Annotated in this window: 8 protein-coding genes; 7 read left to right on the forward strand and 1 reads right to left on the reverse strand. The window is 61.6% G+C overall.

The features are described from left to right. Positions 1-43 precede the first annotated feature (43 nt). The 3 genes from glpK (at position 44) to glpD (ending at position 4112) form a co-directional block, all read left to right on the forward strand. Complete coding sequence (gene glpK, locus APH36_RS06085; protein WP_060497894.1) at positions 44-1543, forward strand: glycerol kinase GlpK; 1500 nt, start codon at positions 44-46, stop codon at positions 1541-1543. Positions 1544-1645: 102 nt separating this feature from the next. Then, positions 1646-2401, forward strand: coding sequence for a DNA-binding transcriptional repressor GlpR (glpR, locus tag APH36_RS06090; protein ID WP_016713733.1), 756 nt, complete (start codon positions 1646-1648; stop codon positions 2399-2401). 172 nt (positions 2402-2573) lie between these two features. Next, on the forward strand, positions 2574-4112 hold the full coding sequence (gene glpD, locus APH36_RS06095) for a glycerol-3-phosphate dehydrogenase (RefSeq protein WP_060497895.1): 1539 nt from the start codon (positions 2574-2576) through the stop codon (positions 4110-4112). A gap of 34 nt (positions 4113-4146) precedes the next feature. Here the strand turns inward: glpD and APH36_RS06100 are convergent, their stop codons facing one another. Beyond that, complete coding sequence (locus APH36_RS06100; protein WP_060497896.1) at positions 4147-8457, reverse strand: NEL-type E3 ubiquitin ligase domain-containing protein; 4311 nt, start codon at positions 8455-8457, stop codon at positions 4147-4149. A 339-nt stretch (positions 8458-8796) separates the two neighbouring features. Between APH36_RS06100 and APH36_RS06105 the strand changes: the two genes are divergently transcribed. From APH36_RS06105 to APH36_RS06120, 4 genes are all read left to right on the forward strand, one after another. Next, entirely contained in the window at positions 8797-9714 is a 918-nt protein-coding gene (locus APH36_RS06105) for a glutamate/aspartate ABC transporter substrate-binding protein (RefSeq protein ID WP_060497897.1), read from the forward strand. Positions 9715-9860: 146 nt separating this feature from the next. After that, complete coding sequence (locus APH36_RS06110; RefSeq protein ID WP_060497898.1) at positions 9861-10607, forward strand: amino acid ABC transporter permease; 747 nt, start codon at positions 9861-9863, stop codon at positions 10605-10607. Next, complete coding sequence (locus APH36_RS06115; protein ID WP_060497899.1) at positions 10608-11279, forward strand: amino acid ABC transporter permease; 672 nt, start codon at positions 10608-10610, stop codon at positions 11277-11279. It begins immediately after the preceding gene. Next, positions 11276-12010 (forward strand): amino acid ABC transporter ATP-binding protein, encoded by a 735-nt coding sequence (locus tag APH36_RS06120; protein ID WP_003258023.1) that lies wholly within the window; start codon positions 11276-11278, stop codon positions 12008-12010. Before APH36_RS06115 ends, APH36_RS06120 begins: the two co-directional genes overlap by 4 nt. The last annotated feature ends 43 nt before the right edge of the window (positions 12011-12053 follow it).

Raw genomic sequence — 12053 nt, forward strand, 5'->3', positions numbered from 1 at the left:
TCACGCCCAGCCCTGACCCCCTATTTTTGCAAGGCCTACGACCATGACAGACACCCAGGATAAGAACTACATCATCGCCCTGGACCAGGGCACCACCAGTTCGCGGGCGATCATTTTCGACCGCGACGCCAATGTGGTGGGTACCTCCCAGCGTGAGTTCGCCCAGCATTACCCGCAGGCGGGCTGGGTCGAGCACGACCCGATGGAGATCTTCGCCACGCAAAGCGCGACCATGGTCGAAGCCTTGGCCCAGGCCGGTATCAGCCATGCTCAGGTCGCCGCACTGGGCATCACCAACCAGCGCGAAACCACCGTGGTATGGGACAAGGAAACCGGTCGCCCGGTGTACAACGCCATCGTCTGGCAGTGCCGCCGCAGTACCGAAATCTGTGCCCAACTCAAGCGTGACGGGCATGAAGACTACATTCGCGAAACAACCGGCCTGGTCACCGATCCCTACTTCTCCGGCACCAAGCTGAAATGGATCCTCGACAACGTCGAAGGCGCGCGTGAACGTGCCGAGCGTGGCGAGCTGCTGTTCGGCACCATCGATACCTGGCTGATCTGGAAGTTCTCCGGCGGCAAGGTACACGTCACCGACTACACCAATGCCTCGCGCACGCTGATGTTCAACATCCACAGCCTGCAGTGGGATGAAAAGCTGCTGGAGATCCTGGGCATCCCGCACCAGATGCTGCCAGAGGTGCGCCCGTCCTCGGAAGTGTACGGCCACACCAAGAGCGGCATCGCCATCGCCGGTATCGCTGGCGACCAGCAGTCGGCACTGTTTGGCCAGATGTGCGTGGAGCCAGGCCAGGCCAAGAACACCTATGGCACCGGCTGCTTCCTGCTGATGAACACCGGCGACAAGGCGGTAACGTCGTCCCATGGCCTGCTCACCACCATCGCCTGCGGCCCGCGTGGCGAGGTGGCCTATGCACTGGAGGGTGCGGTGTTCAACGGTGGTTCCACCGTGCAATGGCTGCGTGACGAACTGAAAATCGTCAACGATGCTTTGGATACCGAGTACTTCGCCAGCAAGGTCAAGGACAGCAACGGCGTCTACCTGGTGCCCGCCTTCACAGGCCTGGGTGCCCCGTACTGGGACCCGTATGCCCGTGGCGCGCTGTTCGGCCTGACCCGTGGCGTGAAGGTGGACCACATCATCCGCGCCGCACTGGAGTCGATCGCCTACCAGACCCGCGACGTGCTGGATGCCATGCAGCAGGACTGCGGCCAGCGCCTGTCCGAGCTGCGTGTGGACGGTGGTGCGGTGGCCAACAACTTCCTCATGCAGTTCCAGGCCGATATCCTTGGCACCTGCGTAGAGCGGCCGAAGATGCGCGAAACCACAGCGCTGGGCGCCGCCTATCTGGCTGGCCTGGCCTGTGGCTTCTGGAGTGGCCTGGACGAGCTGCGAGATAAAGCCATCATCGAGCGCGAATTCAGCCCACAGCTGGATGAAGCGCAGAAAGAGAAGCTGTATGCCGGCTGGAAAAAAGCGGTCGAGCGCACCCGTGACTGGGAAGATCACGAGGCGTAATGCCTATCGGGGCCGCCACGCGGCCCCAATCGTCTACTGGCCGTCATCCGCGTCCTACGGCATCATTGCAGAATTTGTCCGGCAGCCCCAAAGGACCGCCCCATGAATCTGCCCCCCCGCCAACAACAAATCCTCGAACTGGTGCGTGAGCGCGGTTACGTCAGTATCGAAGAAATGGCGCAGCTGTTCGTCGTGACACCGCAAACCATCCGCCGCGATATCAACCAGCTGGCCGAACTCAATTTGCTACGTCGCTACCACGGTGGCGCGGCCTACGACTCGAGCGTGGAAAACACCGCTTACGCCATGCGTGCCGACCAGATGCGCGACGAAAAGCAACGCATCGCCGAAGCCGTAGCCCGGCAGATTCCCGACCATGCGTCGGTGTTCATCAACATTGGCACCACCACCGAATCCATCGCCCGGGCACTGCTCAATCACAACCACCTGAAGGTCATCACCAATAACCTGCATGTGGCTGCAATCCTCGCCGCGAAGGATGACTTCGAAGTGCTGGTGGCCGGTGGCACGGTACGTCGCGATGGCGGGGTGGTCGGCCAGGCCAGTGTCGATTTCATCAACCAGTTCAAGGTCGACTTCGCCCTGGTCGGCATCAGCGGCATCGATGAAGACGGCAGCCTGCTCGACTTCGACTATCAGGAAGTTCGGGTGTCTCAGGCCATCATCGCCAATGCCAGGCAAGTGATCCTTGCCGCCGACTCCAGCAAGTTCGGGCGCAACGCTATGGTGCGTCTGGGCTCGATCAGCCTGGTCGATTGCCTGGTAACCGACCAGGCGCCGACGACCACCCTCACCCAGTTGCTCAACCAGTACAAGATCCGCCTCGAGGTGGTGTGAACCGCATGCGGGCTGCCAAGCAACCCGCCATTTTCGTAAATGTTCACTTTATTGTCATGATCAGTTTTTTCTATAAAGACTGACTGGCGACCGGCTTTCTGTTGCGCTAGTATTTTCGGAAACGAACATCAATGTTCATATTCGATGTGAACAGCCCCAGGAGGCCTTGCCCGTGTCCCAGCCCGTTTCGTCCCAGCCCCCACTCGCCGACTGCTATGACCTCGCCGTGATTGGCGGTGGCATCAATGGCGTGGGCATCGCTGCCGACGCCGCTGGTCGTGGCCTGAAGGTATTCCTTTGCGAAAAGGACGACCTAGCCCAGCACACCTCGTCGGCCAGCAGCAAGCTGATCCACGGTGGCCTGCGCTACCTGGAGCATTACGAGTTCCGCCTGGTTCGCGAAGCATTGGCCGAGCGTGAAGTGCTGCTGGCCAAGGCCCCGCACATCGTCAAGCCCATGCGTTTCGTGCTGCCGCACCGCCCGCACCTGCGCCCGGCCTGGATGATCCGCGCCGGCCTGTTCCTGTATGACCACCTGGGCAAGCGCAAGCGCCTGGGCGCCTCGCGCAGCCTGCACTTTGGCCCGGGTTACCCGCTTAAGCCTGCGATCACCCGCGGTTTCGAATACGCCGACTGCGCCGTTGACGACGCCCGCCTGGTAGTGCTCAACGCCATGGCCGCTCGCGAGACCGGTGCGCACATCCACACTCAAACCCGTTGCCTGCGCGCCGAGCGTGTAGACGGCCTGTGGCAGGTTGAACTGCAGCATGCCGACGGCAGCCAACAGAGCATTCGCGCCCGTGCGCTGGTCAACGCAGCCGGCCCTTGGGTCGCCACTTTCATCAAGGATGATCTCAAGCTCGACGCGCCGTATGGCATTCGCCTGATCCAGGGCAGCCACCTGATCGTGCCGCGCCTGTACGAAGGCGAACATGCCTACATCCTGCAGAACGAAGACCAGCGCATCGTCTTCTGCATTCCGTACCTGGAGCGTTTCACCCTGATCGGTACCACCGACCGCGAATACAGCGGCGACCCAGCCAACGTAGCGATCACCGAAGGCGAAACCGATTACTTGCTCAAGGTGGTCAACGAACATTTCAATCATCAGCTCAGCCGTAGCGATATCCTGCACACCTATTCCGGCGTGCGCCCGCTGTGCAACGACGAATCAGACAACCCTTCTGCGGTCACCCGCGATTACACCCTGGCATTGTCTGCCGAGGAAGGCCAGGCGCCACTGCTGTCGGTGTTCGGCGGCAAGTTGACCACCTACCGCAAGCTGGCCGAGTCGGCGATGGGCGAACTCCAACCGTTCTTCACCCAGATGCGTGGCAGCTGGACCGCCAGCGCGCCATTGCCCGGCGGCGAAAACATGACCAGTGCGCAGGCATTGGTCGATAACGTACTGGCCAGCCATGGCTGGTTGCCGGTTGATATCGCCAAGCGCTGGGCCGTGACGTATGGCAGCCGGGTATGGCGCCTACTGGAAGGTGTGAACGGCCCCGAGGACCTCGGCCAATCGATCGGCGGTGGCCTGTTCGGCCGAGAAGTGGACTACCTCTGCCGTGAAGAGTGGGCCACCAGCGCCGACGATATCCTCTGGCGCCGCACCAAGCTCGGCCTGTTCACCAGCCCCGCCGAACAGCAGGTGCTGCGCGACTACCTGCAGAAAGCCCAAGCCGATCGCGCCCAAAACCGCGCTGCCTGAAAGAGGCCCCGGCAGGCAAAGCCGGGGCTTCCCTTTACGCGTTCAAGCGTTCGTACACTTCTCTGGCGAGGGTTGTGAATACCCTGCGTTCGGCCAGCTCGTATTCGTGCATCAGGCCGTTGCTGCGCTTCACATAGGTCCATTCGTCGATATGCCCGGCCTCCAGGTCCGCCTCGTTCTGCTCATGTAGCAACTGCACCGGCTGCAACTGAGCCTCGAGCCGCTCGGGGTAGCGCTCGCGGACATGGGCCTCCCAGAACGGGCGCTGGGAAAGCGCGGCAATCTCGCTGGCGGGATTTTGCGCAGCCAGCACGTCACTTCTGGCTCGGAGCAAGTCGCTGGTGGTGACGTTGGCATAGCTCTCGTAATGCATTTCGTCGGCTTCGATGGGCAGGTCAAGCATGGTCCTGAGCTTGAGCCGGTAGTACAGCCGCACTTCGACTTCATCCACCAGTGCCTCGCCGCTGCGGTGCATGCGCTCGATGTGTCGCGTGGCTATCCGGTCCACCTCGTCGAGCCGGAACAGTGACTGCGCCAGGCGCAGCAGCTTGCCCTCGACGTGGGCCGGGGGAACGTTTGCCGTCGCCCGTTCCACCAGCACGGCCAGCTCCAACTGTTCTAACACCAGCAGCAGCCGGTCTTCGCAGGTCCGTTGCCCAGAGGCCTCCTGGAACACCCGCAGCCGCAGCTGCTCGTGCTGCTCGCAGGCATCCAGGATATGCCAGATACGCTTCCTGAAGTGCCCAGGGTGCGACTGGAAGTCCTCTGAGGAGGCAAAGTCCGACAGAAAACGCATCAGCCCCGCCGCTTCGGTTTCCTGACGCAACGTATTCCAACTCTGTTTTCGGCGGGTGTAGAGGTCGTCCAACGTGGTGCCCAGCCATTGATCACGCACCGCGTCGTCCAGCGGGTGATGACGATAGGCAATACTGCCACGCGCGCCGGCTTGCGCCATTTCAGCGGCATCATCAAGGCGCTGCTCACCGGCACTGTCGAGCGGATTGTCATGCAAGGCCAGTTGGTCCAAGCGCGCTCGCAAGACCTCAAGGTCCTGGCGTACCGTCTGTATCTGGTTGTCGCGCAGGTCGACCAGCGCGCGCCAGGTGACCCTCTCAGGGATCGTCGCCAACCCCGTGGAGCGTAGCCGCACATCACGCAAGTTACGCAACTCCATCAGCTCAGGCGCACGGCCCAATGGGTTGTGGCAAAGGTCCAGCACCTGCAGCCGCGTCAACGCGCGCAGCCGCTGTTCGCCAACGCTGTTCAACACAATGCTGTTGCGCGAAAGGTGCAACTGCCTGAGCTGCTCCAGGCGTTCTACGCCAGCAGGCACCTGCACGAGGCGGTTATCGCTGAGGTTCAGCTCGACCAGGTTGGGAAAACGCTCGAGAAACGCTTCATCAAGCGCAGCAAGCTCCATGCTTCTCAACACCAGGCGCCTGATGTGGGAAAAACTCACACCCGCCGGCAGCTGCGGCAGGCTGCCTACTCGCTCACCATCGAGTATCAGTACGTACTCACCGCCATCGTTGCTGATCTTGCGCCGCCAACTGCGCCGAATGTGGGTGGCCACCCGGCGCCGTTGCAGGACTTCCAGCGGAGTACCGCCTGCTCGCTGCCAGGCGTTCAAGTTTTGTCGCAATGCCGCCAGCTGTTCCTGCAGGCCACGGTAATGCGCCCACAGCCCCTCACGGCGGGTGATGACCTCCAGCACATAGGCCTGCAGCTGTTCGTCACTGAGGGTTGGGAAGATCTGATGAATACCCCGCCTCATTGCACACCGGCTGCTATCGCCTCGCCCGCTCAGCGGATAGCCGATTCGGCCATCGGCAATACGCCTGGGTGGGCGGATACCCAGGCCGACCGGTGCCAGGCCGAGCAACCTGGCAACCTGGTCGCGATCACTGGCAGCCGCTTGGATAAGGTTGTCACGCAACCTGGTCGTGGTAAACGGCGCACCACTGCCCAGGAGGGTTTTCTGCTGCGGGTCCAGGCATGACGCCAGCACATCGAGCAAAGGCAGAATTTCTGCCTCACTGCCAGCGAGGGCATAACCTTCAGCCTGGCGTACGATGCGCTTGACCCGGGGCGCCTGCTCGCTGCCTTGCGCAACCAGCACACGCCCCTGCGCACTTTGCGCGCGCAACTCGATTCGCACCTCTGGCGACCAGGGCGCCCGCAGGTCGATCAGGCCCAACGCCAACCGTGCGGTGTCCTCGCTCGCCCACTGCGGCAGCAGCAGGCCAGTACAGGCCTTGTCCAGGCGGCTGTCACGCAACCACCAGCGCGCCCGCTCCGCCAGCGCCAGCGGTACGCGCCGCGAGCGCTTGAGCTGGTCAATCTGGGTGCCGCTGGCCTCACTGAAAATCTCCCTGGCGCCCCGCACGGACAACCCCGGAAAGTCTCGAATCAGCAACTGTTCATCGCTGGTCAACGCTGGCTGACGCTCGTTGAAACGCGCCTCCAGCGCTTCACCACGTAGCGGCGCCAGTTCAGTTGCCAGCTGATAACGCTCCATCACATCGAGCATCCGCGCCGGCACAGGAGCGTTTTCCAGGTGCAGGCCGCGCAAGTGCGACTCATCAAAACCAGTGATCTGCGCCAAGTGCGTGGCAGTGGCATCGGATAGCCCGGCCAGGCGACTGCTCAGACGCCGCATCAGATAGCCCACACCTTGCCACTCCTGGGGGCTTTCCAGGGCGTGGCGCCAACCATCGCTGGGGGTGCGCTCGATCCTGGGTGCGTAAGCCTCGCTGCGGATGGGGTGACGAATGAACGAGGAGCCGCTGCCAGGCTCTCTCTCGACACGATAGAGCCCGCCGCCCTCGGGAAGCTGCCAAAAGTCGCTGCCCAGTAGTGGCTGCTGCACGGCATCCATCGCATAGCCTGGGAGCTCTGACGAGCAGAGCTTCAATTGCCCGGCACTGTCGACCACTGGCCGCAGCTCGTCGACGAATGGCACTCGCTGCAGCGCCCGCATGCCGGCCGACACCCCCCCGCTGATCAATAAGCCAGCGGCCACATTTTCTGCCACGCCAAACAGGTGCTCCAGCGCCCCCTTGCGATCACCCAGGCGCCAGTCCTCGTAACCCTCGTATACCTCGGTAGCGATCTGCGCCGCGAACACCACGGTCATGACTTCGCCTAGCAGCGGCACGAACATCCCGGCAACGCCCAACACATCGAAGGCCAGTGACTCATAGCCCTGCAGGCGTGCTTGCCGGTCCGCCTGGTCTTCATCCCCGGTTGGCCTTGCAAGCATGCGGGCATCATCAAACAGCTTGCTGAGCTGCAAACCACGCAGATGGGCGAACAGGCCACCATCAATGGCCAGGTTGCGCCCATCAAGGTTCGCCGCACCGCCCACAGGTCGAGAGTGCAGGCGCTCATTCAGGGCCTGGAAGAACGACAGCCGATCACGCTCCAGAATAAACCGGGCAAAAAATGCCCTCGGCCCAGCTTCGTTCAACCACTGTGCCACCCAGTCGTAAAACGCCTGCCAGGAGGCGTGCATGCGCACCGGTTGTTGCGCCATCCCAGGCACGTAGGCAATCACCTCAGCTGGGTTGTCGCCATGTTGCACTTCGAACGTGAACACGCCGTGGATACACTTACCCAGCAGATACAACTGACGAGCGACCACAGCATCGGCCACAGGCGGGACAATAGGGACCGATGCCATCAACGGGAGCAACTGCAGGTAGTGACGCTCGCTCAGTTCACCTTTCAATGTCGCCAGACGTACCGCTACCTCCAACTGTGCCCGCAGGCTTTCTTCGATAAGCCCGCGTACGGCGGGCGAGCCTTTGCCCTGCGCATCACCTGTGCCGAGCTGCCGTTGCAGCAACGTCTGGTATTGCCCGCCCACATCCAAGGCCCGGCAACGCCCCGCAAAGGCCTCGATACCGAGCCCCAGCACGGTGCCATGGGCATCCGTGAGCACCCCTTTGCGACCGGCCGATGGCCTGGTCTCGGATACGTGATAATTGTGCAGCGCCGCCGCCAGCAGGCTTTGCCTCGTCACACGCGTCCCCTTGGGCCGGTAGAGTTTCTCTGCGACCGAGGGGTAGTACACCTGTTCGGTGATCGTCACAGTGCTGTTGCGCACATCAGTATCGGCCACCCTTGCTTCGCGCAGGGCGGCCAGTAGCAGACGCTCGGCGAAAACATCTAGCCTGGGGATCGCGGCCAGTAGCTCGCCCAACTGCTGGTTGACCTGCTCCTGCCTGGCCAGGGCGCGCTGCAGGGCACGGACCTGGTCTGGCCGAGCGACGCGTAACCAGCCCGGTAAACGTTCGGCGATCAGCCAGTCGATGGAGTCGTCTGGGGTATGGCGGGTGGGCATGTCTGAATCTCCTGATGACAGCACATCAGGACATCACGACCATGACACCAACACGCGGCACCTATGTACCACGAGACGACGGGCGAACTCCGCAACTCGTTCGGATTTACGAATGAACATTTGTCACTCATTCGGAAAGCCGTACGCAAAACCATCTGACAATAATGTCAGAAAAGCTTAATCCCCAGGTTTTTCGCGGCGTTATGATCAAACACAGAGCTTGGCACGACTCATGCTCTACACTTGGTAGCCGAATGCACTCGCTTCTTGCTGTATTCGTTGAACGAAAGAGTCCGCCAACGGCTCCATAAAAAAAACAAACACGTCGAGGAAAATTTGATGCGTATCGTTCGTCAATTGCTGGGCGCCGCCATCGCGGCCGCTGTAATCGCTTCGCCGGCCATGGCCGAAGAACTGACTGGCACCCTGAAGAAGATCAAGGATTCGGGCACCATCACCCTGGGCCACCGCGACTCCTCCATCCCGTTTTCCTATCTGGCCGGCAAACCCGAGCCCGTGGGCTACTCGCATGACATCCAGCTGGCTGTCGTCGACGCCCTGAAGAAGCAACTGGGTACTGACATCAAGGTCAAATACAACCTGGTCACCTCGCAAACCCGCATCCCGCTGGTGCAGAACGGCACCGTCGACCTGGAGTGCGGCTCCACCACCAACAACGTCGAACGCCAGCAGCAAGTCGGCTTCTCGGTCGGCATCTTCGAAGTCGGTACCCGCCTGTTGACCAAGGTCAAGGACGGTGCGCCTGCATACAAAGATTTCCCGGACCTGGCCGGCAAGAACGTGGTAACCACCGCGGGCACCACGTCCGAACGCATCCTCAAGGCGATGAACGCCGACAAGCAGATGAAGATGAACGTGATTTCCGCCAAGGACCACGGTGAAGCCTTTAACATGCTCGAAAGCGGCCGCGCCGTGGCATTCATGATGGACGACGCCCTGCTCGCCGGCGAAATGGCCAAAGCCCGCAAACCGTCGGACTGGGTCATCACCGGCACCCCGCAGTCGTACGAAATCTACGGCTGCATGGTGCGTAAGGATGACGCAGCCTTCAAGAAAGCGGTCGATGACGCCATTGTCGGTTACTTCAAGTCAGGCGAAGTCAACAAGAGCTACGACAAGTGGTTCCAGCAGCCGATCCCGCCAAAGGGCCTGAACCTACAGTTCCCGATGAGCGACGAGCTGAAGAAACTGATCGCCGAGCCGACCGACAAGGCGGCGGACGAGAAGAAGTCCTGATCCTCAGCGTTTAATGGCCTGGTGCGCATCCGCGCACGATTGAACCCACAGGCCACGCATTAGTGTCTACCCTTTCATCCGAGGGCGCCCAGCGCCCCCGGATGCTCGAAGGTGCCCGTGAAACAACCGTCTGAGGGGAAATCCCGATGAATTACAACTGGGACTGGGGCGTGTTCTTCAAGTCCACCGGCGTGGGCAGCGAAACTTATCTGGACTGGTACGTCACCGGTCTGGGCTGGACCATCGCCATCGCCATTTCCGCCTGGATCATCGCCTTGCTGCTGGGCTCGGTCCTCGGTGTGATGCGTACCGTGCCGAACCGCCTGGTGTCCAGCATCGCGACCGCTTATGTGGAGCTGTTCCGCAACGTGCCGCTGCTGGTGCAGCTGTTCATCTGGTACTTCCTGGTACCGGACCTGCTGCCCGAAGGCCTGCAGGAATGGTTCAAGCAAGACCTCAACCCCACGACCTCGGCACTGATCAGCGTGGTCATCTGCCTGGGCCTGTTCACCGCCGCCCGCGTGTGTGAACAGGTACGTACCGGTATCCAGGCGCTGCCCCGCGGCCAGGAAGCCGCTGCCCGTGCCATGGGCTTCAGCCTGCCGCAGATCTACACCAACGTGCTGCTGCCGCAAGCCTACCGGATCATCATTCCACCGCTCACCTCAGAATTCCTGAACGTGTTCAAGAACTCCTCTGTGGCTTCGCTGATCGGCCTGATGGAGCTGCTGGCACAAACCAAGCAAACCGCCGAGTTCTCGGCCAACCTGTTCGAGGCCTTTACCCTGGCCACGCTGATCTACTTCACCCTGAACATGGGCCTGATGCTGCTGATGCGCATGGTCGAGAAGAAAGTCTCGGTGCCTGGCCTGATTTCCGTAGGGGGCAAATAAATGGACATGGATTTCAGCGAAATCATCCCGGCCCTGCCGGCCCTGTGGGACGGCATGGTCATGACCCTGCAGTTGATGGTCATGGGCGTAGTCGGCGGCATCGTGCTGGGCACCATTCTGGCGCTGATGCGCCTGTCGTCGAACAAACTGCTGTCGAACGTGGCCGGTGCCTACGTCAACTACTTCCGCTCCATCCCGCTGCTGCTGGTGATCACCTGGTTCTACCTGGCGGTGCCGTTCGTGCTGCGCTGGATCACCGGCGAGGACACCCCCGTGGGTGCCTTCACCTCGTGTGTGGTGGCCTTCATGATGTTCGAGGCGGCCTACTTCTGCGAAATCGTCCGCGCCGGCGTGCAGTCGATTTCCAAGGGCCAGATGGGCGCCGCCCAGGCCCTGGGCATGACCTACGGCCAGACCATGCGCCTGATCATCCTGCCCCAGGCCTTCCGCAAGATGACCCCGCTGCTGCTGCAGCAGAGCATCATCCTGTTCCAAGACACCTCGCTGGTATACACCGTGGGCCTGGTGGACTTCCTCAACTCGGCACGCTCCAACGGCGACATCATCGGGCGCTCCCATGAGTTCCTGATCTTCGCCGGTGTCGTGTACTTCCTCATCAGCTTCTCCGCTTCGTGGCTGGTCAAGCGCCTGCAAAAAAGGATCACCGTATGATTTCCATCAAGAACGTCAACAAGTGGTACGGGGACTTCCAGGTACTGACCGACTGCAGCACCGAGGTCAAGAAGGGTGAAGTGGTCGTGGTGTGTGGCCCGTCGGGTTCGGGCAAGTCCACCCTGATCAAGTGCGTGAACGCCCTGGAACCCTTCCAGAAAGGTGACATCGTGGTCGATGGCACCTCGATTGCCGACCCGAAGACCAACCTGCCCAAGCTGCGCTCCCGGGTTGGCATGGTGTTCCAGCACTTCGAGCTGTTCCCGCACCTGTCCATCACCGAGAACCTGACCATTGCCCAGCGCAAGGTGCTCGGCCGCAGCGAAGCCGAAGCGACCAAGAAGGGCCTGGCCCTGCTCGACCGCGTCGGCCTCGGTGCCCACGCCAAGAAGCACCCCGGCCAGCTGTCCGGTGGCCAGCAGCAGCGTGTGGCCATTGCCCGCGCCCTGTCGATGGACCCGATCGTCATGCTGTTCGACGAACCGACCTCGGCGCTGGACCCGGAAATGGTCAACGAAGTACTGGACGTCATGGTCGAACTGGCCCACGAAGGCATGACCATGATGTGCGTGACCCACGAAATGGGCTTCGCCCGCAAAGTGGCCAACCGCGTCATCTTCATGGACAAGGGCAACATCATCGAGGACTGCCAGAAGGAAGACTTCTTCGGCAACCCGTCGGCCCGCCACGAGCGTACCCAGCACTTCCTCAGCAAGATCCTGCAACACTGATTTTGCTTCACTGAACCGGTCGGCGCCGCTGCCCTTTCGGGCA

The sequence above is a fragment of the Pseudomonas sp. NBRC 111133 genome (assembly GCF_001320605.1).
Classification (GTDB): Bacteria; Pseudomonadota; Gammaproteobacteria; order Pseudomonadales; family Pseudomonadaceae; genus Aquipseudomonas; species Aquipseudomonas monteilii.